Origin of the sequence: Nocardioides sp. Soil777 (genome assembly GCF_001428425.1) — a bacterium.
Lineage (GTDB): Bacteria > Actinomycetota > Actinomycetes > Propionibacteriales > Nocardioidaceae > Nocardioides > Nocardioides terrigena.
Window position 1 is genome coordinate 40,846 of sequence record NZ_LMSN01000004.1, and the last position, 19,090, is coordinate 59,935.

Sequence of the window (19,090 nt, forward strand, 5' to 3'; positions counted from 1 at the left end):
ACTGCAGGGAGATCATGATGAACACCACCGATGAGAACACCGGACGAGGCCGCGGACGCCGTGGCGAGGGCCGCGGACGCGGCGAGGGCCGCGGGCGCCGTGGAGGCTGGCAGGTCGCCGACCTGCCGGGCGCCGACGACGCGCAGGACTGGTTCGCCGGGCGGCTGCCCGACGGCTGGTTCGACGGGGTCGAGGTGAGCGTGGACCGCGAGGAGATCGTGGTCATCGGCACGCTGACCGCCGAGGGGGACCTCTCGCCCGCCGAGGCCGAGGGGCGGATCGGTCGCTTCCGGTCCGAGACCCGCGAGCAGCGGATCGAGATCGCGATCGAGGCCGAGTCCCGCTACCAGCGCAAGGTCTCGTGGGGCGCCAGCCTCGGCGGCACCACGGCGCTCTTCACCCACGTGGCCGCACCGGTCATGACGCGGCTGCGCCAGCCGGAGAGGCAGGTGCTCGACACCCTCGTCGACGCCGGCGTCGCCCGGTCGCGCTCCGACGCGCTGGCCTGGTCGGTCCGCCTGGTCGGCGAGCACGCCGACGAGTGGCTCGGCCAGCTGCGCGACGCGATGTCCGAGGTCGACAAGCTGCGGGGCCAGGGACCCACCCTGTGACCAGTGACGTGCCGGCCCCGGGTGTCTAGGGTCGGCACGTGTTCTGGTTGAGCGCCTTCGTCGACGTACCCGCGGACCGCTTCGAGGAGACGGTGGCCTTCTGGTCGGCCGTCACCGGGTGGTCGACGTCCCCGCGCCGCGGCGCGGACGACGAGTTCCTCACGCTCGACCCGGGCGAGGACGCCGACGACCACCTGCGCATGCAGCGGGTCGCGACCGGGGAGGCCCGGATCCACCTCGACGTGCACGTGACCGATCCGCGCGCGGAGGCCGACCGGGCGGTCGCGCTGGGCGCCACCGAGGTCACGGACCAGGGGTACGTCGTCCTCGAGTCGCCCGGCGGGCTGACCTTCTGCCTCGTCACCCACCCGGCCTCCCGGCCGGCGCCGCCCGCACGCTGGCCGGACCTCTCCAGGAGCCTGGTCGACCAGGTCTGCCTCGACGTGCCCGCATCGTCGTACGACGCGGAGACCGGCTTCTGGCAGGAGCTGCTGGGCTGGCAGCGGACGGGCTCGTCGTTCCGTGAGTTCGAGCGCCTCGTCCGTCCCGAGCGCCAGGCCCTGCTGATCCTGCTCCAGCGCCTCGACGACGAGGCCGGACCGACGCGGGCCCACCTCGACGTGGCGTGCAGCTCGCGGGACCGCGAGGTCGTCCGGCACGCATCGCTCGGTGCGCGGCTGGTCGCCGAGCACGAGGCGTGGACCGTGATGGCCGACCCGGCGGGGCTCTCCTACTGCATCACCGACCGGTCGCCGTAGTGACGGGAGCCGCCGCACCCGGCCTGCCGTGGACCTGGGGAGACCTCGCCGGCACCACGGACCACTTCGTCGACCACGGACCCGGGCTGCGGGCCGCGCGCGGACTGCGGGTCGCCGCGCCACCGGAGGTCGTCTGGCGCTGGGTCTGTCAGCTGCAGGTCGCGCCCTACAGCTATGACCTCGTCGACAACCTCGGCCGCCGCAGCCCGCGCACGCTGACGCCCGGAGTGGGGGAGTTCGAGGAGGGCGCGCGGTTCAGCATCTTCACCGTGCGCGCCGTGGATCCCGGGCGATCCGTGGAGCTGGAGATCACCCGGGCGGGCGCGGTGCGGATGTTCGGTCGTGTCCTCATGGCCTACCAGGTGGTGGACCTCCCCGGCGGTGCTGCGCTGCGCTGCGACCTGCTCGTGCCGGGGGCCTCGCCCGGCATCGGACAGTCCGCCCTGATGTGGGGCGACCTGGTGATGATGCGCAAGCAGCTGCACACCTGGAAGTCGCTCGCCGAGCGCCACGCATCCGCCGCGGGCTGACGCTGCACCGCGTTGCGCCGATCAGCGCGGTTACCTGCGCACGTGCGCAGGCATGTCGGGTGGCCCGGGCGGGTTGCCTGCGCGGGTGCGCAGGGAAGAGCCGTCGATGGCACGCCAGAGTTGCGCAGGTGCGCAGGGAAGGCCTGTCGACCACGCCAGAGTTGCGCAGGTGCGTAGGGAAGGCTTGTCGAGCACGACCTAGAGCTGCGCACCTGCGCAGAGAAGACAGGTGGGTCTCGCCCCAGAGCTGCGCGGGTGCGCCGACCCGCGTCAGCCGACCGCGGCGACGTACACCCAGCGCCCGCCACGCAGCTCGAAGACGCTGCGCTCGTGCAGCACCCCCGGGCCGTCCGGCGTGATGTGGTGCGCGCGGAACTCCACCTCGTCGCCGGTCGCGTCGAGCACCTCGAGCCGGGTCCACGTGAGCCCGGGCGCCGGCGTCACGTCGTCGGGTCGGGTGCGGGGGTGCCAGGTGCGGAAGACGTGGTCGAGCTCGTTGAGCGCGTAGGCCGAGTAGCGCGACCGCATCAGCTGCTCGGGGGTCGAGGCGAGGGCGGTGCCGCGGTGCAGCGGGCCGCAGCACGCGTCGTACGCCGCGCCCGAGCCGCACGGGCAGGGACGGGTGAGGTTCACCCGGTCGACCCTACGACCGCGCGACCGAAATCGCCGGACCGAAACTGCCGGACCGAAACCGGGGTGCCGTGGTCGCTCCGCGCCGCTAGCGTGCCCGCCATGTCGAGCTATCCGCACAACCCGCCGTTCGCCGCCGACGAGGTCACCATGCTCCGGAGCTGGATCGACTACTACCGGGACACGATCCGCACCCAGACCGCGGGACTCGACGCCGCCCAGCTGGCCGCGACGATCCCCGGCCACCCGGCCGTGATGACGCTGGGCGGGATGGTCAAGCACCTCGCCTTCGTGGAGCAGTGGTGGTTCACCATCGCGCTGCACGGCCGACCGCCGGTCGGCTTCTGGGCCGACGTCGACTGGGACGCCGACGAGGACTGGGACTGGAGCTCGGCGCGGCACGACAGCCCCGAGGAGCTGCGGGCGATGTACGACGCGGAGGTGGCCAGGTCCGACGCGGCCCTCGACGAGGCGCTGGCCGCCGGCGGCCTCGACCAGCCGGGCAAGCGGGCTCGCAGCGACGGCTCGGTGGCGACGCTGGATCTTGGTGCACATGGTCGAGGAGTACGCCCGGCACGCCGGGCACGCGGACCTGATCCGCGAGTCCGTGGACGGCGCGGTCGACCTCTGAGGCACCCCCGGGTCAGGGCGGGTCAGGTCAGGTCCTGGTGCAGGCACAGGACGTTGCCGTCCGGGTCCTTGAACCACGCGGCCTTCTCGTCGCCGAACTCGCAGACGTGGTCCACGGTCTTCAGCTCGGGCAGGTCGTAGTCCTCGAAGACGACCCCGCGACCCTCCAGGGTCCGGATCTCCGCGGTGACGTCATCGACCTCGAAGCTCATCGCCGTGCTCTCCGACGGCTTGCTCTCGGGCCGGGGCAGGAGCACCAGCTGTGCGTCGCTCCCCACGGCGAACATCGCGCTGCCCTCGTCGTTGGTCCCGGTGAGCTCGAGCCCGAGGGACTGCTGGTAGAACCGGGTGGCGCGGTCCACGTCGGTGACCGGGAGCATCAACGCGACCCCGCTGTGGGTGAGTGCCATGCTGTGCCTCCTTCGTCCCCACCATCGTCCGCCCCGGCGGTGCGGGACGCCATGACCCAACGGGGCCAGTGCGACCGCACCGGGCCTGCGGGGGTCGTGGCGCCACGCGGCGTACGCCGACCACCGCACGCCGGACCCGCGGATCTGCTGGAATGGGCCCGTGACCCAGCCGATCCGCGTGTACCTGCTCGACGACCACGACGTCGTACGTGAGGGACTGCGGTTCCTCCTCGAGCGCCAGGACGACATCGAGGTGGTGGGGGACTCGGCCTCCGCGGTCGAGGCGACGGCCCGGATCCCGGCGCTGCGTCCAGACGTCGCCGTGCTCGACGGCCGCCTCCCGGACGGCTCGGGGATCGAGGTGTGCCGGGCGGTGCGTGCGGTCGACCCGACGATCCGGGCCCTGATCCTCACGTCGTACGACGACGACGAGGCGCTCTTCGCGGCGATCATGGCCGGCGCCTCCGGCTACGTCCTCAAGGAGATCCGCAGCAGTGACCTCGTCACGGCGGTGCGCCAGGTCGCGGCCGGCAACTCGCTCATCGACCCCGCGCTGACGGCCCGCGTCCTCGAGCGGGTGCGCAACGGCCCGGCGACGGCCCCCGAGCTCGCGGAGCTCACCGAGCAGGAGCTCAAGCTGCTCGGCCTCATCGCGGAGGGTCTCACCAACCGCCAGATCGGCGAGCGGATGTTCCTCGCCGAGAAGACGGTCAAGAACTACGTGTCGAGCATCCTCGCCAAGCTCGGCCTCGAGCGGCGCACGCAGGCGGCCGTCCTGGCCTCCAAGCTGCTGGGTCCCGGGACCTAGGGGTCCCCCGGCCGGGGGGACCTTCGGCGTCGCGGTGGGGACCTCGTCCCCTGCCCCCGACCCGGGTTCCGGCACGAGAGTGGAGGTGCAAGGACAACCGGCACCACCTACCTGTGAAGGGGCTCGTCATGGCCGTCATCCATCGTCACCACCACCTCACCACCGAGGGCGTCACCACGTCGGAGACCGCGGAGACGGCCACCGGCCTGGACCGCGCGATCGCCGCACTGCGGATCGCCTTCGGCTTCACGTTCCTCTGGGCGTTCCTCGACAAGACCTTCGCCCTCGGCTTCGCCACCGGCAAGGACGAGACCGGAGCCGTCGACTACTTCGGCGACGCGGCCTGGATCAACGGCGGCAGCCCGACCGAGGGGTTCCTCTCCTTCGGTGTCCCGGCGGACAACCCGTTCAAGGAGATGTTCAACTCGATGGCCGGACAGGCCTGGGTCGACTGGCTCTTCATGCTCGGCCTCCTCGGCATCGGTGTGACCCTCCTCCTCGGGGTGGGCATGCGGATCGGCACGGCAGCGGGCGCCCTGATGTACGCGTTCATGTACCTCGCGGTACTGCCGCTGGAGAACAACCCGATCGTCGACGACCACCTCATCGGTGTCATCTCGATGGCCGTGCTCTTCTTCGCCGCAGCGGGTGCCACCTGGGGCCTCGGTCGCCAGTGGCGCAAGACCAGCCTGGTGCAGAAGTACCCCGTCCTGAAGTGACCTGACAGGACCCCCCTACAGACCCGCCCGGGAGACCGGGCGGGTCTTGTCATGTCCGATCAGTCGAGCGGGACGCGCCAGACGAGCGTCGTACCGCGGGGGGAGCCCGGGGAGAGCTCCAGCGAGCCGCCCAGGTCGGCGGCCCGGCGCCGCGCGTTGCGCAGGCCGCTCTCGGACGGTGCGTCGGGGAGCCCGGACCCGTCGTCGGAGACCGTCAGCACGAGCTCCTGGGGAGTCACGTGGACCTCGACCTCCGCCCGCTCCGCGAGTGCGTGCCGGGCGACGTTGGAGATGGCCTCACGCAGGACGGGCAGGAGCTGGTCGGCCACGGCAGTGGGGACCGCCGTGTCGATCGGACCGGAGGTGCGCACCGAAGGGCTGTAGCCGAGCACGGGGACGTACTCGCGCACGAGGTTGCGGATCTCCGCCCGCAGCGAGGACTGCTGCTTGTTCTCGAGCTCGAAGATCGTGCCCCGGATCGCCTTGATGGTGTCGTCGAGCGTGGACACCGTCTCGTCCAGCCGTCGCGCGACCTCGGGTGACGACGCCATGGAGGCCACGCCCTGGAGCTGGAGGCCGGTGGCGAAGAGCCGCTGGATGACCACGTCGTGCAGGTCGCGGGCGATCCGCTCCCGGTCGGAGAGGAGGGCGAGCTCCTGGCGGTCGGTGACGGCCTGTCCGCGGTCGAGGGCCAGTGCGGCCTGGTCGGCGAAGGTCGCCAGCATCTCCCGCTCGTTGGCCTCGTGCAGCGGGGACGTGCGGTCGAAGACGGCGGCCAGCGCGGTCACCGGCGCCAGGTGGGCGCGGACCGGGATCACCACCGCGTCCAGGCAGTCGACCTTGAGCAGCAGCGGGGGCGCGGTCACGTCGAGGGGCGGCCCCTGGCGGACCTGCTCGGTCAGGTCGTGCACGAGGGCGTGGTCCCCGGCGTCGGCCGACACCGTGTCGTCATCGGGGGAGTCGGCGGCGAGCAGCACCGTCGCGCGGGCGCCCGACACGATGCGGGCGGTGCGCACGATCCTGCCCAGCGCGCTCTCCAGCTGGACGGGCGGCTGGAGGTCGACCGCGATCTCGGCGGTCGCCTCGAGCCAGCGCCGGCGCCGCTCGCTCAGGCCGTAGGCGCGCGCGTTGTCGATGACGAGGCCCGCGGTGCGGGCGAGGGCCTCCACCAGCTGCTCGTCCTCCGCGGTGAACTGCCGGCCGCCGCGCTTCTCGGTCAGGTAGAGGTTGCCGAAGACGGTGCCCCGGATGCGCACCGGCATGCCGAGGAACGTCGTCATCGGCGGGTGGTTGGGCGGGAAGCCGACCGACCGCGGGTGGGCCGCCAGGTCGACCAGGCGCAGGCCCTCGGGCTCGGAGATGATGACGCCGAGGATGCCGTCGCCCTGGGGGAGGTCGCCGATGAGCGCGCGGGTCTCGTCGTCCAGCCCGGTGGTGAGGAACTCGACCAGCCGGCCGTCGGAGCCGAGGACGCCGAGCGCGCCGTACTGCGCATCGGTCAGCTGGGTCGCCGCCGTCACGATCCGGGTGAGCACGCTGGTGAGGTCGAGGTCGCTGGAGATCGCGGTCACCGCGTCGAGCAGTGCCTGCGCGGGTCCGGTCAGGGCGGGGTGTCCGCTGGGGTCTGCGGGCGTCGTCATCCGGCCAGTGTGGCGTGGTCGGCGCGTGGCGTCATCCCGGAAGGCGGGGAACCCGGCGTGGTCGGGACCTGCATCAGAGGACCCGGCGCACCGGCAGGGTCTCCTCGAGGTCCCAGCCGTCGCCCAGGCGACGCCCCGTCACCTCGGTGAGGGGGATGCGGAGGTAGAGCGAGCGCCGGCCCGCGGCCCACGGTCGTGGCAGCACGCGGACGAGGGTGCGCAGCTCGTCCTGGTCCTCGACGGCCTCGGCGCGGCCGCGGACGACGACGCTCCAGCCGCGTTGCCGGGGGTGCTCGAAGTGGTCGATCTCGAAGGCCAGCATGCTGTCGCGTCCGTAGGTGCCGAGCATGCTGTAGGGCGTGGTGCAGACGACCACGGAGCTGCCGCTGACCGAGTAGTTCAGCGGCATGACGTGCGGCCCGGTCGGGGTCGCGATGGCGACCCGTCCGATCACGCCCCGTCGGAGCAGGGTCTCGCACTCGCTGCGGCTCAGCTCCATCAGCTCGCCCATGGCACATCTCCGAGTCGTCGTCTCCGTTGCCCTGCCGGCGACGTCCGCGCAGGGCCTGACATCCATGGTCGGTCGTCCGGCGCGTCCCCAGCAGGGCCGTTGGTCCCGACCGGTGGGACCGTTGCTCCCGGATCCGGCCTTGTGCGCCGGACTAGCGTTGAGGGGGTGACCGAGACTTCACTGCCCACCCAGCTGCCGACCACCGTCGGCGAGCTCCGTGCCTCCGGGCACGAGCACAAGACCCTCCGGCACGAGCTCCGCGACAACCTGCTCGCCCGGCTGCGCGACGGGGCCGACCCGTGGCCCGGCCTGCACGGCTTCGAGGACACCGTCATCCCGCAGCTCGAGCGGGCCCTCATCGCCGGCCACGACGTCGTGCTCCTCGGCGAGCGCGGCCAGGGCAAGACCCGCCTGCTGCGGACCCTGGTCGGGCTCCTCGACGAGTGGTCGCCGGTGATCTCCGGCTCCGAGCTCGGCGAGCACCCCTACGAGCCGATCACGGTCCAGTCGCGGCAGGCCGCGGCGACGTACGGCGACGACTTGCGGGTCTCGTGGCGGCACCGCGACGAGCGGTACGCCGAGAAGCTGGCGACCCCGGACACGTCCGTCGCCGACCTGATCGGCGACGTCGACCCGATGAAGGTCGCCGAGGGGCGCTCGCTGGGCGACCCGGAGACGATCCACTTCGGACTCATCCCGCGTAGCCACCGCGGCATCGTGGCCATCAACGAGCTTCCCGACCTCGCCGAGCGCATCCAGGTGGCGATGCTCAACGTGATGGAGGAGCGCGACATCCAGATCCGCGGCTACGTCCTGCGGCTGCCGCTCGACGTCCTCGTGGTGGCCAGCGCCAACCCGGAGGACTACACCAACCGCGGGCGCATCATCACCCCGCTCAAGGACCGCTTCGGCGCCGAGATCCGCACCCACTACCCGACCGAGCTCGACGCGGAGATCCGGGTGATCCGGCAGGAGGCCGTCCTGCAGGCCCACGTGCCGGACCACATCGTGGAGATCCTGGCCCGCTTCACCCGCAACCTGCGCGAGTCCGGCAGCGTGGACCAGCGCTCGGGCGTCAGCGCCCGCTTCGCCATCGCCGGTGCCGAGACCATCGCGGCCGCCGCCCTGCACCGCGCGACCGTCCAGGGCGAGGACCGTCCCGTGGCCCGGATCGTCGACCTCGAGACGGCCGTCGACGTGCTGGGGGGCAAGGTCGAGTTCGAGTCCGGGGAGGAGGGTCGCGAGGGCGAGATCCTCACCCACCTGCTGCGCACTGCGGTCGCCGAGACCGTCCGCCAGCACCTGCGCGGCATCGACCTGGCGCTGCTCGTCGACGCCATCGAGGCCGGGTCGATGGTCACCACGGGTGAGCAGGTCAGCGCCCGCGACTTCCTGGCCGGGCTGCCGGTGCTCGGCGAGTCCGACCTCTACGACCAGGTCACCGACCGGCTCGGCGCCACCGACGACGGCGAGCGCGCCTCGGCGATCGAGCTCGCCCTCGAGGGGCTCTACCTCGCCCGCAAGGTGGGCAAGGAGACGGGCGGCCGGGAGACCGTCTATGGCTGAGGTCGTCTCCGTCACCCTGCGTCCCGCGGAGCTCGCCGACATCCCGGCGCTGCGGGCCCTCGGTGAGGCGGTCGTGCCACCGACCTACGGCCCCATCGACGCGGCGTACGCACAGCGCATGCTCGACGAGTGGTGGACCCCGGAAGTGTTCGCCGCGTCGCTCGCGCGCAACGCCCACGTGCTCGCCGAGCTCGACGGGCAGGTAGTGGCGATGGCCAACTTCGGCCGGCTCCAGGACTCCTACCGGGACTTCCCCCACGTCACCGGGGACCGTGAGGTGATGTGGAAGCTCTACGTCCACCCCGAGCACCAGGGGGTGGGCATCGGCCGGCGCCTGCTGGGCGAGATCGAGGCCCTCGTGGAGGGTGACGAGCTGTGGCTGGAGGTCGTCGACGGCAACGAGCAGGCCTTCGGCTTCTACCGGGCGCACGGTTTCGCGGTCGTCGAGCGGGTCGAGGGCGACCCGTGGCCCGACGACGTGTGGATGCGCAAGGTGCTGCGATGAGCCGCTACCGCCGCTACGACGGCGGCGACCCGCTGGCCGCCCCCGTCGACCTCGCCGAGGCGCTCGACCACATCGGCCAGGACGTGATGGCCGGCTACTCGCCCGAGCGGGCGATGCGGGAGTTCCTGCGTCGTGGCGGGCAGGACCAGCGCGGCCTGGACGACCTCGCCCGCCAGGTCGCCGAGCGGCGGCGCGACATCCTCGAGCGCAACAACCTCGACGGCACGATGCAGCAGGTGCGCGAGCTGCTCGACAAGGCCGTGCTCGCCGAGCGCGGCCAGCTGGCCCGCGACGTGGTGATGGACGACGACGACCGGACCTTCCGCGAGATGCAGCTCGACCAGCTGCCCTCCTCGACGGCGGCCGCGGTGAGCGAGCTGTCGTCGTACGACTGGCAGAGCAGCGAGGCGCGCGAGGCCTACGAGGAGATCAAGGACCTCCTCGGCCGCGAGCTGCTCGACCAGCGCTTCGCCGGCATGAAGCAGGCGCTCGAGGGAGCCACCGACGAGGACCGGGCCGCCGTCAACGAGATGCTGGGCGACCTCAACGAGCTGCTGGAGAAGCACGCGAGGGGCGAGGACACCGAGCAGGACTTCCGCGACTTCATGGACAAGCACGGGGACTTCTTCCCCGAGCAGCCCGACGACATCGACGAGCTGCTCGACTCGCTGGCCCAGCGTGCGGCCGCCGCGCAGCGGATGATGGCCTCGATGACGCCCGAGCAGCGGGCCGAGCTGATGGAGCTCTCCCAGCAGGCCTTCGGCTCGCCCGAGCTCGGCGAGCAGCTGGCCCGGATGGACGCCAACCTCCAGGCGCTGCGTCCCGGTGAGGACTGGGGCGGGTCCGAGCGGTTCGAGGGCGAGCAGGGCCTCGGCCTCGGCGACGGCACCGGCGCGCTCCAGGACCTCGCCGAGCTCGACCAGCTCGCCGATCAGCTCTCCCAGTCGTACGGCGGCGCGCGGATGGACGACGTCGACCTCGACGCCCTGGCCCGCCAGCTCGGCGACCAGGCGGCCGTGGACGCCCGGACGCTGAGCGAGCTCGAGCGCGCGCTGCGCGACACCGGCTACCTCCAGCGCGGGTCCGACGGCGAGCTGCGGCTCTCGCCCAAGGCGATGCGCCAGCTCGGCAAGGCGCTGCTGCGCGACGTCGCCACCCGGATGAGCGGGCGGCAGGGCCAGCGCGAGACCCGGCACGCCGGGGCGGCGGGGGACCTGTCCGGCGCGACCCGGGCCTGGGAGTTCGGCGACACCGAGCCGTGGGACGTCACCCGGTCCATCACCAACGCGATCGTGCGGTCCTCGGGCGAGGGCGGGCCGACCCTGCCCGTGCGCCTGCAGGTCCAGGACGTCGAGGTGCAGGAGACCGAGGCGCGCACCCAGGCGGCGGTCGCGCTGCTGGTGGACACGTCGTTCTCGATGGCCATGGACGGTCGCTGGGTGCCGATGAAGCGCACCGCGCTGGCCCTGCACCAGCTGGTGAGCTCGCGGTTCCGGGGCGACGCGCTCCAGCTGATCGCCTTCGGCCGGCACGCCCGGGTGATGGAGATCGAGCAGCTGACCGCGCTCGACGCGCAGTGGGAGAAGGGCACCAACCTCCACCACGGCCTGCTGCTCGCCAACCGCCACTTCCGCAAGCACCCCAACGCCCAGCCGGTGCTCCTCGTCGTCACCGACGGCGAGCCCACCGCGCACCTCGAGGCCGACGGCGAGGTGTTCTTCGACTACCCGCCGCACCCGGTGACCATCGCCCACGCGGTCCGCGAGCTCGACAACGCGCAGCGCCTCGGCGCCCAGGCGACCTTCTTCCGGCTGGGCGAGGACCCGGGGCTCGCGCGCTTCATCGAGTCGATGGCCAAGCGGGTGGACGGGCAGATGGTCAGCCCCGAGCTCGACGACCTCGGGGCGGCGGTGGTGGGGTCCTACCTCGGCTCGCGCTCGTCCTACCGCGACCACTTCGGCGACTGGATGGGCGGCGGTCGCGGCTTCTGGGTGGGGGACTGACGCGGGTCAGTCGGCGGACGCCTCGAGCATCCGCATCAGCTCGGCGCCCATGTGCTCGACGACGACCTGGAGGGCCTTCGCCGGACGGACCATGACGGTGAAGTCGGTGATCAGCCCCTGGGCGTCCCAGGTGATCATGTCGATGCCGTGCACCTGGAGCCCGCCGACCTCCGTGCGGAACTCCAGCACGGCGCTGTCCTCGCCCAGCCACTCGCGGTCGTAGGCGAGCTGCGGGCCCAGCACCGTGAATGCGGCGGTCAGGTAGCCGACGACCGTGTCGCGGCCCTGCTGCGGCGTGTGCACCGCGGGGCTGCGGAAGACCGCGTCCTCGGCCATCAGGGCGGGCAGCCCGGCCGCGTCACGGCTCTCCACGACGGCGTGCCAGCGGGCCAGGGCGGCGACGGGGTCCATGGGGGCATCGTGGCACGACGCGCCGGTGCGCGTCGTCTGACGGCCCGGCGACGGCAGCGGGCTCAGTCGGTGTCGAAGCCAGGCAGGTGGTCGACCAGGATCTGCCGGAACGGCGCCTCGGCCTCGAGCTGGCTGAGCAGGCCGAGGCCGCCCAGCCACGCGCGGTGGATGAGGAGGTAGGACGTCGGCAGGTTGAGCTTGGTCGCCAGCGTGAAGGCCGGGTCGCGGGGGTTGTTGATCCGCTCGAACTGGGCGCGCATCCACTCGCGGCTGAAACGGAACGTCTCCACCCGCGCGGGCTCGATGAAGGGGGAGAGGTAGTCCAGGACCAGCTGCGGGTCGACCTGCACCTTGTCCTTGATGAAGCCCTCCTCGCGCAGGCCGGCGACCAGGGAGTCGGGGTCGGCGTCCACGGCCACCCGGATCAGCCGGCCCATCGCCTCCGGCAGCTGCCCCTGCGGGAGCCGGGCGACCGCCCCGAAGTCGAGGATGCCCAGCCGGCCGGGCTCGCCGTCGGGGCCGGGGATCGGCCGGAAGTTGCCCGGGTGCGGGTCGGCGTGGAGCATCCCGGCACGCGCCGGACCGACGAAGAGGAAGCGGGCGAGCAGCTCGCCGTAGTGGTCGCGCTCCTCCTGGGTGCCCTCGCGGATGACGTGCGCGAGCGAGTACGGCGACTCGAGCCACTCCGTCACCAAGGCCTCGCCACCCACGGCGACGACGTCGGGAATGACGTAGTCGGCGTCGTCGCGGAAGGCCGCGGCGAAGGTCCGCTGGGCCTCCGCCTCCAGGGTGTAGTCGAGCTCCTCGGCCGCCCGGGCCTGGAGCTCGGCGACCAGGGGCTTGATGTCGATGCCGGGGAAGACCGGGGCGATGCTGCGGGCGACCCGGGCGATCTGGCGCAGGTCTCCCATCAGCGCCTCGCCGGCGCCGGGGTACTGCACCTTGACGGCGACGTCGCGACCGTCCTTCCACCGCCCCTTGTGGACCTGGCCGATGCTGGCCGCGGCGGTCGGGCCGCCGTCGAGCCAGACCAGGTCGTCGGCCCAGTCGGGCCCGAGGTGGGTGGTGAGCTGGTCGCGCACCGTCTGGGTCGGCATCGGGGGCGCGTCGTCCTGGAGGCGGGTGAGGTTCTCCCGGTAGGGCGCCACCAGCTCGTCGGGCAGGGCGGCCTCGAAGACGCTCAGGGCCTGACCGAACTTCATCGCCCCGCCCTTGAGCTCGCCGAGCGTCTTGAAGAGCTGCTCGGCCGTGCGCTGCTGCACGTCGGTGAGCACCGTGTCCGCCTGCGCGCCGCCCAACCGACGCCCGAAGCCCACCGCCGTACGCCCTGCGTAGCCCAGCGGCAGGGCGGCGAGGCGGGCGCTGCGGGAGAAGGCCTTGCGCGGGAGCTCGGTCATGGGCCCCAGTGTCGCCGATCGGTGGTGACGAAGGCCTCAGGAACCGCGGGTGTAGACGCTCACGTGCCGCTCGCTGCGGGCCGTGAACGGCTCCCGGCCGAAGCCGCCCCACCGCTCGGCGAGCTGCAGCCCGGCGACGCGGGCCATCAGGTCGAGCTCAGGCGGGAAGGTCAGCCGCTGCGCGATCGGGCCCATCCGGATGCCCCGGGCGGAGATGCTCACGTGGTTCTCCTCGAGCAGCTGGGTCACCGGGTCGTAGCGGTTGACGTCGAGCACTACCTCGTCGGCGGTCACCCGCTCGGCGTCGACGAACTGCCCCCGGCTGGTGAGGTGGGCGGTGGGGACGAGGTTCTCCACGACGAACGCGCCGTCGTCGGTGAGGTGGCGGGCGGCGTTCTCGAAGCAGCGCACCTGGTCGTCCTGGGTGAGCAGGTTGCCGATGGTGTTGAAGACGAGGAGCACCAGCCGGTAGCCGCGACGCGGTGCGTCGGCGCTCGCCATGTCGCCGATCGTGACCCGGGTGTCCGGCCGCTTGGCCAGCAGCCGGTCGGTCATCGCCTGCGACTGCTCGATGCCGTCGACCTCGACGCCCCGGTCCATGAGCGGTACGGCGATCCGTCCGGTGCCGATCGCCAGCTCCAGGGCCCGGCCGTCCCCGGCGAGGGCGGCGAGGAAGTCGGCGGCCGCGTCCTCGTCGCCGCGCGGGTGGTCGTCGTACTCCGCCGCGACCTCGGGGCCGAAGCTGTTCATGGGGTCGAATCCGTCCATGCGTCCACCCTCGGGCCCGGCGGTGCCGGCCACAACGCATTTAGGGTGCGGGGATGGAGCTGGAGTTCACCGGTGAGGTCGTCGAGTGGCGCGGCCCCGCGCCGTACCACTTCGTGCCGTTGCCGCCGGACGAGGCCGAGATGGTCGACGAGGTCAAGGCCGAGGTGGCCTACTGGGGCGTCGTGCCGGTCAGTGCGTCCCTGGGGGAGACGTCCTTCACGACGTCGATGTTTCCCCGCGAGGGGACGTGGTTCCTGCCGCTCAAGGACGCCGTACGCCGCGCCGAGGGCGTCGCGCTCGGGGACGTGGTCGACGTCCGGCTGTCCGTCGGACGCTGAGGGCGCGCCGCTGCCCGGGACGGGTCCGGTGGGGGTCAGGCGGTCGCGCGCGAGCGTTGGGCCGTCAGGTAGAGGCTGAGGGCCACGTAGTAGACGACGTAGGCGAGCGAGATCGCCAGCCAGACCGGCGAGGGGTCCGGGAGCTGCACCAGGAGCACGGCATAGCTGGCGAGCCAGATGGTGGTCAGGACGAGGGTGAGCCGGCGCAGCAGGTCGGTGCGCGAGGGGTAGACGTAGCCGATCGGGACGAACACGAGGACCGCGCAGACGAGCAGCACGATCGCGACGCTGACCGGCTGGAGGTCGAGGACGACGACGTAGAAGGCGGCGATGTTCCAGTAGCTGGGGAAGCCGAGGAAGAGGTGGTCGTCGGTCTTCGCGTCGACCCGGCAGAACTGGTAGGCGGATGCGAGCAGCGGGATCACTGCCAGCACCGTCGCGGACGTGCCCTCGCCGAGGTAGCCGGCGCTCCAGAGCAGGACCATCGGGGTGAAGGCGTAGGTGAGGTAGTCGACGATGTTGTCCAGCAGGGCCCCGTCGAACCACGGGACCCGCTTCTTGACCTGCAGGTGGCGGGCCAGCATGCCGTCGGTGCCGTCGACCACCATGGCCACCAGGCCCAGCCACAGCGCCTCGACCGTGTCGCCCTCGATCACCGCGACCACCGTCAGGAAGGCGACGGCCACGCCGGTGGCGGTGTAGAGGTGGACCATCCACGCCGCGAACGTCGCGGCGCCCGAGGTCCGTGGACCGGCCTCGGCCTCGGACGGGACCTGCTGCTGGGGCACTGTTTCCTCTGCTCACCGTGCTGTGCGCGGGGACCCGATGCGTCCCGGATCGTGGGGAGATCATGCCACCCGGAACCGGGGATGCCGGGCTCCGGTCCCGCGACCCTCCTGCGGACGGTTCGACCGCTCGGTGGTGGTAGAACGACCGGATGCCCCGCAGGCTCATCAGCGACGACTCCCTGGGCGCCTGGCTCCTCAAGTGCCAGCCCCGGGTCAACCACGACGTACCGGCCGCGATCCTGGCTGGAGGGGGTGGACCCGTCACCACGTGGTGCGTCGCCGACAACTACCGGACCCGGATGATGAAGACCGGTGATCGGGTCGTCCTGTGGGTGTCCGGTGACGGTCGTCGGGTCGCCCGCGGCATCTGGGGCCTCGGGTGGGTCACCGGTGCGGTGCGCGACGTGGTCGACCGCGAGGGCACTGGGCCGCCGACCAAGGAGGTGCCGTGCACCTGCCACTGCTGCGCCGGGGCGTACTGGAGGAGGAGATTCGGTCGGCCGGCGTCGACGACCTCGAGGTCCTGCGGCAACCGCAGGGGTCCAACCCGTCCTGGGTGTCGAAGGACCAGCTGTCGGCGATCGCCGACCTCTGCGGGTCCTGGCCGCCCGGACCGTGAGTCCCGGTCCTACGCTCTCGTGGGCCGCGGGAGCCTGTGCAGGGTGACGTCCCGCAGCTGCCCACCTCCCGCGGTGGCCGTCATGTACGTGCAATGGGGCTGGCGCCGGCGGTCGGTGGGGGATCCGGGGTTGAGGAGTCGCAGACCGGTGTCGGTCGTCGTGTCCCACGGGATGTGGCTGTGCCCGAAGACGAGCACGTCCAGGTCCGGGTAGAGCCCACCGCACCGTTGCTCACGTCCCTTCGCCGGCCCGGTCTCGTGCACCACGCCCAGACGCACCCCCTGGATCTCCACGCGGGCCACCTCGGGCAGCCGGTCGCGCAGGTTCCCGTGGTCGTTGTTGCCGTGGACCCCGACCAGTCGTCGGGCGCGGGACTCGAGCTCGTCGAGCAGACGCTCGTCGACCCAGTCGCCGGCGTGCACGACGACGTCCGCCCGTGCCACCTCGTCCCACACCTGCTCCGGGAGGTCGCGTGCGCGTCGAGGCACGTGGGTGTCCGCCAGGACCAGCAGTCGCGTCTCCATGCGGTCAGTGAACCGTCACGGGCGGCCCTGGACCAAGACCCAGCCCACGGGTGCCTGCCGGTCGACGATCCGGTCGGGCCGTGCCACAGTGGCCCATGTCCAAGGTTGCGATCGTCGGGGCGGGTGCCGTGGGCACCGCCATCGCCTATGCCGCGCAGATCCGCGGGGTCTGCCGCGAGCTGGCGCTCTTCGACCTCAACGCCGACAAGGTGCGGGCCGAGGTGCTCGACCTCAACCACGGCATGCAGTTCACGCCGATGGCCCGGATCACCGGGAGCGACGACCTCGCGGTGTGCGCGGGTGCCGACGTCGTCGTGATCACCGCCGGCGCCAAGCAGAAGCCGGGCCAGACGCGCCTCGACCTCGCGGCCGCCAACGTCGAGATGTGCCGCCAGCTGGTGCCCGCGCTGGTCGCGCTCGCGCCCGACGCGCTGCTGCTGGTCGTCACCAACCCCGTGGACGTCGTGACGTACGCCGCCCTGGAGCTCTCCGGCCTCCCCGCCGGCCGGGTCTTCGGGTCGGGCACGGTCCTGGACTCGTCCCGCCTGCGCTTCTTGATCGCCGAGCACACCGGCGTGGCGGTGCAGAACGTGCACGCCTACATCGCCGGCGAGCACGGCGACTCCGAGGTGCCGCTCTGGTCCACGGCCACCATCGGCGGCGTGCCGGTCCAGGACTGGGAGTCGGGCGGCTCCCGTCTCGACGCCGAGGGTCGGGCGCGGATCCACGAGCGGGTCGTCACCGCGGCGTACGAGATCATCGCGGGCAAGGGGGCTACCAGCCTCGCTGTCGGGCTCGCCGTCTCGCGGATCCTGGAGGCGATCCTCAACGACGAGCACCGCGTCCTGCCGGTGACCTCCCGTCTCGAAGGGGTCCACGGGCTCTCGGACGTCTGCCTGTCGATGCCGTCGGTCGTCGGGCGGGCCGGCGTCGAGAGCGTGCTGGCGACGCCGCTCAGCGCCGAGGAGGAGCAGCAGCTCACCGCCTCCGCGGAGACCGTGCGCGCCGCGGCGCGCAGCCTGGGGATGTAGGCGCGCCACGACCGTCAGTCGTCAGCCGTCCCGCCGCATCGAGCCGGCAGCCTGAGGGTGGCTGACGTGCTCCGCCGGCGTTCAGGGCCGTGGAAGGACGCGCACGGCTCGGAAGTCGTAGCCGTCCTGCCCAGGTGACTCCCAGACGAGGTCGACCCGTTGACCCGGCGCGAGGGACCGGTATCCCTCCATCTCGACGTGGCTGAAGTGCGTCCAGCAGCCACCGGGAGTCTCCGGAGCATCGAGGACGCCCCACCCCTCCTCGTCGTCCCACTGACGTACAACTGCCGCGACCATGTCGGGAGCGTAGCCACGCGGCGCGAGCCCACGTCTGGGACGGTACGCCGCCGCGGCCATCACTCATCCGGTGGGGATGGGTCGCACGCCCGCGGTCACGACGTCCACGTCTACGCCATGTCAACGGGGAACATCTTTCGGCTGTGGGCGGTCGGAGTTTCCCCGCTGTGCTGGGAGTACGACGCCGGCAGCGCTTGCACGTCCTCACCTAGTGCGCCGGGGTTTGACGAACTCTTGACAAGTTCCTGCTGCTATTCGAACACATGTTCGAGTAGGATGGGTCCACGACGGCGGTTCCACTCGTGGGGACGCTCAGGAGCTGATCAGCGGGGGGCTGGGATGACGACCGGACACCTGGTCCAGGAGTGTGGCGAGGCGATCGCTGCGGCCCTGGACAAGGCGGACGCGGTCGAGCTCCTCTACCTCTCGCCGGGCGACAAGGCTGCGGCGTTGCGGGAGTTCGCCCGGTGGCTGCTCGTGTCGATGCGACCCGGTTGCGGTTGATGGCGGTCGCGGACGAGGTGACCGAGGAGAAGGGCGACCGCGATGTCGCGGCGTGGTGCCAACGTGAGCTCCTCGTCGACCGGGGTGCCGCCCGCCGCGACATGACCCTTGCGGGGGCGCTCGAGCGCCGGTGGACGGTGCTGGCCCAGGCGCACCGGGTGGGGGATGTGTCGACCGCGCAGGCCGACGTGGTCGCCCGGGCGTTGGACGACCTGCCCGACGACACCCCCTCGGACATCCGGGCGGAGGCGGAGCGGGTGTTGGTGGGCTACGCGGCGACGTTCGCGCCGAAGGAGCTCCGCCGGCTCGGCAGCCGGATCCTCGACATCGTCGCCCCGGGCGTGGGGGAGGAGCAGGAACGCAAGAAGCTCGAGGGCGAGGAGCGGAAGGCCCCTAAGACGACGTCGCTGACCACGCGTTCGCATGGGGATGGGTCGACGACGATCCGGATCCGGGTCCCGGACGCGACGGCGGACCGGTTGTTGACGTACCTGCACGCGTGGACCAACCCCCGCAAGCACGACGCCGGCCAAGACCCGGCTGGGACGGCCGGCGCGGATGCCGGGACGAAGGTGTCGTACCCGACCCGGCTGGGCCATGCGTTCTGCACGCTCCTCGAGCACCTCGACCCCAACAAGCTCCCCCGCCACGGCGGGACCGCGACGTCCGTGGTCGTGACGATGGACTACGACACGATGATGAGCGGCCTCGGGGTCGCGACCACCAACACCGGCGGCCGCATCAGTGCGTCGGAGGCACGCCGGTTGATGTGCACCTCCCACGTCATCCCCGCCGTCCTGGGCGGGAAGTCCGAGGTCCTCGACCTCGGCCGGGGCCAGCGGCTCTACAAGAAGGGGCCACGGCGGGCGATGGACCTCCGCGACAAGCACTGCCGGGCCGAGGGGTGTGACATCCCCGCCGCGTGGTGCGAGGCCCACCACCTGATCCCGTGGCTCAAGGGCGGCAAGACCGACCTCGCCGACGGCATCCTCCTCTGCTCGCACCACCACCACCGGGCCCACGACGACCGGTACCTCCACGACCGCCTCCCCAACGGCGACCTCAGGTTCCACCACCGCAGATAGGCCGAC

The 19,090-nt window shown here is 72.1% G+C and carries 24 protein-coding genes and 1 pseudogene; 15 read left to right on the forward strand and 10 right to left on the reverse strand.

Going from position 1 to position 19,090, the window contains the following annotated elements; genetic code table 11:
• The first annotated feature begins 17 nt into the window (after positions 1-17).
• The 3 genes from ASG88_RS05150 to ASG88_RS05160 are packed head-to-tail and all read left to right on the forward strand — an operon-like array spanning position 18 to position 1,899.
• The gene (locus ASG88_RS05150) at positions 18-611 is read left to right on the forward strand and encodes a hypothetical protein (protein WP_056886369.1); all 594 of its coding nucleotides are present in this window, start codon (positions 18-20) and stop codon (positions 609-611) included.
• Between the two features lie 38 nt (positions 612-649).
• Positions 650-1,369, forward strand: a complete 720-nt coding sequence (locus tag ASG88_RS05155) for a VOC family protein (RefSeq protein ID WP_056886370.1) — start codon at positions 650-652, stop codon at positions 1,367-1,369.
• Positions 1,369-1,899: a hypothetical protein gene (locus ASG88_RS05160; RefSeq protein WP_056886371.1), complete on the forward strand. Its 531-nt coding sequence runs from the start codon at positions 1,369-1,371 to the stop codon at positions 1,897-1,899. The genes ASG88_RS05155 and ASG88_RS05160 overlap by 1 nt, the downstream gene beginning before the upstream one ends.
• Positions 1,900-2,169: 270 nt before the next feature.
• Here ASG88_RS05160 and ASG88_RS05165 read toward each other — a convergent pair whose 3' ends face one another.
• Positions 2,170-2,532 carry a YchJ family protein gene (locus tag ASG88_RS05165; protein ID WP_056886372.1) on the reverse strand — a complete coding sequence of 121 codons (363 nt, stop codon included), beginning with the start codon at positions 2,530-2,532 and terminating at the stop codon, positions 2,170-2,172.
• Positions 2,533-2,679: 147 nt separating this feature from the next.
• Here ASG88_RS05165 and ASG88_RS23720 point away from each other — a divergent pair.
• Together ASG88_RS23720 and ASG88_RS24010 are read left to right on the forward strand one after the other, a co-directional pair.
• Positions 2,680-3,000 (forward strand): annotated as a pseudogene (locus ASG88_RS23720) (DUF664 domain-containing protein); the annotation flags it as partial.
• Positions 3,001-3,082: 82 nt separating this feature from the next.
• On the forward strand, positions 3,083-3,160 hold the full coding sequence (locus ASG88_RS24010) for a DUF664 domain-containing protein (protein WP_200956360.1): 78 nt from the start codon (positions 3,083-3,085) through the stop codon (positions 3,158-3,160).
• A 22-nt stretch (positions 3,161-3,182) separates the two neighbouring features.
• Here the strand turns inward: ASG88_RS24010 and ASG88_RS05175 are convergent, their stop codons facing one another.
• The gene (locus ASG88_RS05175) at positions 3,183-3,569 is read right to left on the reverse strand and encodes a VOC family protein (RefSeq protein WP_056886374.1); all 387 of its coding nucleotides are present in this window, start codon (positions 3,567-3,569) and stop codon (positions 3,183-3,185) included.
• Between the two features lie 160 nt (positions 3,570-3,729).
• On the opposite strand from ASG88_RS05175, the gene ASG88_RS05180 reads away from it, so the two are divergent.
• Together ASG88_RS05180 and ASG88_RS05185 are read left to right on the forward strand one after the other, a co-directional pair.
• A complete protein-coding gene (locus tag ASG88_RS05180) occupies positions 3,730-4,377 on the forward strand; it encodes a response regulator (protein WP_082599948.1) in 648 nt (215 codons plus the stop codon).
• A 128-nt stretch (positions 4,378-4,505) separates the two neighbouring features.
• Positions 4,506-5,096 (forward strand): hypothetical protein, encoded by a 591-nt coding sequence (locus tag ASG88_RS05185; RefSeq protein WP_082599971.1) that lies wholly within the window; start codon positions 4,506-4,508, stop codon positions 5,094-5,096.
• Positions 5,097-5,155: 59 nt separating this feature from the next.
• Here ASG88_RS05185 and ASG88_RS05190 read toward each other — a convergent pair whose 3' ends face one another.
• Positions 5,156-6,736: a GAF domain-containing sensor histidine kinase gene (locus ASG88_RS05190; protein WP_056886375.1), complete on the reverse strand. Its 1,581-nt coding sequence runs from the start codon at positions 6,734-6,736 to the stop codon at positions 5,156-5,158.
• A gap of 73 nt (positions 6,737-6,809) precedes the next feature.
• Positions 6,810-7,247 carry a pyridoxamine 5'-phosphate oxidase family protein gene (locus ASG88_RS05195; RefSeq protein ID WP_056886376.1) on the reverse strand — a complete coding sequence of 146 codons (438 nt, stop codon included), beginning with the start codon at positions 7,245-7,247 and terminating at the stop codon, positions 6,810-6,812.
• A 165-nt stretch (positions 7,248-7,412) separates the two neighbouring features.
• Here ASG88_RS05195 and ASG88_RS05200 point away from each other — a divergent pair, with 165 nt between their 5' ends.
• The 3 genes from ASG88_RS05200 to ASG88_RS05210 are packed head-to-tail and all read left to right on the forward strand — an operon-like array spanning position 7,413 to position 11,321.
• On the forward strand, positions 7,413-8,813 hold the full coding sequence (locus ASG88_RS05200) for a magnesium chelatase (RefSeq protein WP_200956358.1): 1,401 nt from the start codon (positions 7,413-7,415) through the stop codon (positions 8,811-8,813).
• A complete protein-coding gene (locus ASG88_RS05205) occupies positions 8,806-9,318 on the forward strand; it encodes a GNAT family N-acetyltransferase (protein WP_056886377.1) in 513 nt (170 codons plus the stop codon). The genes ASG88_RS05200 and ASG88_RS05205 overlap by 8 nt, the downstream gene beginning before the upstream one ends.
• Entirely contained in the window at positions 9,315-11,321 is a 2,007-nt protein-coding gene (locus tag ASG88_RS05210; RefSeq protein ID WP_056886378.1) for a vWA domain-containing protein, read from the forward strand. Before ASG88_RS05205 ends, ASG88_RS05210 begins: the two co-directional genes overlap by 4 nt.
• A gap of 6 nt (positions 11,322-11,327) precedes the next feature.
• On the opposite strand, the gene ASG88_RS05215 is transcribed toward ASG88_RS05210, so the two are convergent.
• The 3 genes from ASG88_RS05215 to ASG88_RS05225 all read right to left on the reverse strand — a co-directional run bounded on the left by ASG88_RS05215 (position 11,328) and on the right by ASG88_RS05225 (position 13,897).
• On the reverse strand, positions 11,328-11,732 hold the full coding sequence (locus ASG88_RS05215) for a nuclear transport factor 2 family protein (protein ID WP_056886379.1): 405 nt from the start codon (positions 11,730-11,732) through the stop codon (positions 11,328-11,330).
• A 62-nt stretch (positions 11,733-11,794) separates the two neighbouring features.
• A complete protein-coding gene (locus tag ASG88_RS05220) occupies positions 11,795-13,129 on the reverse strand; it encodes an ABC1 kinase family protein (protein WP_056886380.1) in 1,335 nt (444 codons plus the stop codon).
• A 36-nt stretch (positions 13,130-13,165) separates the two neighbouring features.
• A complete protein-coding gene (locus tag ASG88_RS05225; protein ID WP_056886381.1) occupies positions 13,166-13,897 on the reverse strand; it encodes a class I SAM-dependent DNA methyltransferase in 732 nt (243 codons plus the stop codon).
• A 53-nt stretch (positions 13,898-13,950) separates the two neighbouring features.
• On the opposite strand from ASG88_RS05225, the gene ASG88_RS05230 reads away from it, so the two are divergent.
• Entirely contained in the window at positions 13,951-14,235 is a 285-nt protein-coding gene (locus tag ASG88_RS05230; RefSeq protein WP_056886382.1) for a DUF1905 domain-containing protein, read from the forward strand.
• A gap of 35 nt (positions 14,236-14,270) precedes the next feature.
• Here the strand turns inward: ASG88_RS05230 and ASG88_RS05235 are convergent, their stop codons facing one another.
• Entirely contained in the window at positions 14,271-15,023 is a 753-nt protein-coding gene (locus tag ASG88_RS05235; RefSeq protein ID WP_235534739.1) for a CDP-alcohol phosphatidyltransferase family protein, read from the reverse strand.
• Between the two features lie 448 nt (positions 15,024-15,471).
• On the opposite strand from ASG88_RS05235, the gene ASG88_RS22940 reads away from it, so the two are divergent.
• Entirely contained in the window at positions 15,472-15,642 is a 171-nt protein-coding gene (locus tag ASG88_RS22940) for a hypothetical protein (RefSeq protein WP_157559572.1), read from the forward strand.
• Between the two features lie 9 nt (positions 15,643-15,651).
• Here ASG88_RS22940 and ASG88_RS05240 read toward each other — a convergent pair whose 3' ends face one another.
• On the reverse strand, positions 15,652-16,167 hold the full coding sequence (locus ASG88_RS05240) for a metallophosphoesterase family protein (RefSeq protein ID WP_056886383.1): 516 nt from the start codon (positions 16,165-16,167) through the stop codon (positions 15,652-15,654).
• 95 nt (positions 16,168-16,262) lie between these two features.
• Here ASG88_RS05240 and ASG88_RS05245 point away from each other — a divergent pair, with 95 nt between their 5' ends.
• Positions 16,263-17,198 (forward strand): L-lactate dehydrogenase, encoded by a 936-nt coding sequence (locus ASG88_RS05245; RefSeq protein WP_056886384.1) that lies wholly within the window; start codon positions 16,263-16,265, stop codon positions 17,196-17,198.
• An 81-nt stretch (positions 17,199-17,279) separates the two neighbouring features.
• On the opposite strand, the gene ASG88_RS05250 is transcribed toward ASG88_RS05245, so the two are convergent.
• Positions 17,280-17,495, reverse strand: coding sequence for a cold-shock protein (locus tag ASG88_RS05250; RefSeq protein ID WP_056886385.1), 216 nt, complete (start codon positions 17,493-17,495; stop codon positions 17,280-17,282).
• 339 nt (positions 17,496-17,834) lie between these two features.
• On the opposite strand from ASG88_RS05250, the gene ASG88_RS22945 reads away from it, so the two are divergent.
• Together ASG88_RS22945 and ASG88_RS05255 are read left to right on the forward strand one after the other, a co-directional pair.
• Positions 17,835-17,999, forward strand: a complete 165-nt coding sequence (locus tag ASG88_RS22945) for a hypothetical protein (protein WP_157559573.1) — start codon at positions 17,835-17,837, stop codon at positions 17,997-17,999.
• Positions 17,963-19,084, forward strand: a complete 1,122-nt coding sequence (locus tag ASG88_RS05255; RefSeq protein ID WP_157559574.1) for an HNH endonuclease signature motif containing protein — start codon at positions 17,963-17,965, stop codon at positions 19,082-19,084. Before ASG88_RS22945 ends, ASG88_RS05255 begins: the two co-directional genes overlap by 37 nt.
• Positions 19,085-19,090 lie beyond the last annotated feature (6 nt).

Coding starts and splice junctions, on each gene's coding strand:
- ASG88_RS05150 (WP_056886369.1), top strand. CDS start 18: ATGAACACCACCGATGAGAACACCGGACGAGGCCGCGGACGCCGTGGC.
- ASG88_RS24010 (WP_200956360.1), top strand. CDS start 3,083: ATGGTCGAGGAGTACGCCCGGCACGCCGGGCACGCGGACCTGATCCGC.
- ASG88_RS05175 (WP_056886374.1), bottom strand. CDS start 3,569: ATGGCACTCACCCACAGCGGGGTCGCGTTGATGCTCCCGGTCACCGAC.
- ASG88_RS05185 (WP_082599971.1), top strand. CDS start 4,506: ATGGCCGTCATCCATCGTCACCACCACCTCACCACCGAGGGCGTCACC.
- ASG88_RS05190 (WP_056886375.1), bottom strand. CDS start 6,736: ATGACGACGCCCGCAGACCCCAGCGGACACCCCGCCCTGACCGGACCC.
- ASG88_RS05195 (WP_056886376.1), bottom strand. CDS start 7,247: ATGGGCGAGCTGATGGAGCTGAGCCGCAGCGAGTGCGAGACCCTGCTC.
- ASG88_RS05205 (WP_056886377.1), top strand. CDS start 8,806: ATGGCTGAGGTCGTCTCCGTCACCCTGCGTCCCGCGGAGCTCGCCGAC.
- ASG88_RS05210 (WP_056886378.1), top strand. CDS start 9,315: ATGAGCCGCTACCGCCGCTACGACGGCGGCGACCCGCTGGCCGCCCCC.
- ASG88_RS05215 (WP_056886379.1), bottom strand. CDS start 11,732: ATGGACCCCGTCGCCGCCCTGGCCCGCTGGCACGCCGTCGTGGAGAGC.
- ASG88_RS05220 (WP_056886380.1), bottom strand. CDS start 13,129: ATGACCGAGCTCCCGCGCAAGGCCTTCTCCCGCAGCGCCCGCCTCGCC.
- ASG88_RS05225 (WP_056886381.1), bottom strand. CDS start 13,897: ATGGACGGATTCGACCCCATGAACAGCTTCGGCCCCGAGGTCGCGGCG.
- ASG88_RS05230 (WP_056886382.1), top strand. CDS start 13,951: ATGGAGCTGGAGTTCACCGGTGAGGTCGTCGAGTGGCGCGGCCCCGCG.
- ASG88_RS05240 (WP_056886383.1), bottom strand. CDS start 16,167: ATGGAGACGCGACTGCTGGTCCTGGCGGACACCCACGTGCCTCGACGC.
- ASG88_RS05245 (WP_056886384.1), top strand. CDS start 16,263: ATGTCCAAGGTTGCGATCGTCGGGGCGGGTGCCGTGGGCACCGCCATC.
- ASG88_RS05250 (WP_056886385.1), bottom strand. CDS start 17,495: ATGGTCGCGGCAGTTGTACGTCAGTGGGACGACGAGGAGGGGTGGGGC.
- ASG88_RS22945 (WP_157559573.1), top strand. CDS start 17,835: ATGACGACCGGACACCTGGTCCAGGAGTGTGGCGAGGCGATCGCTGCG.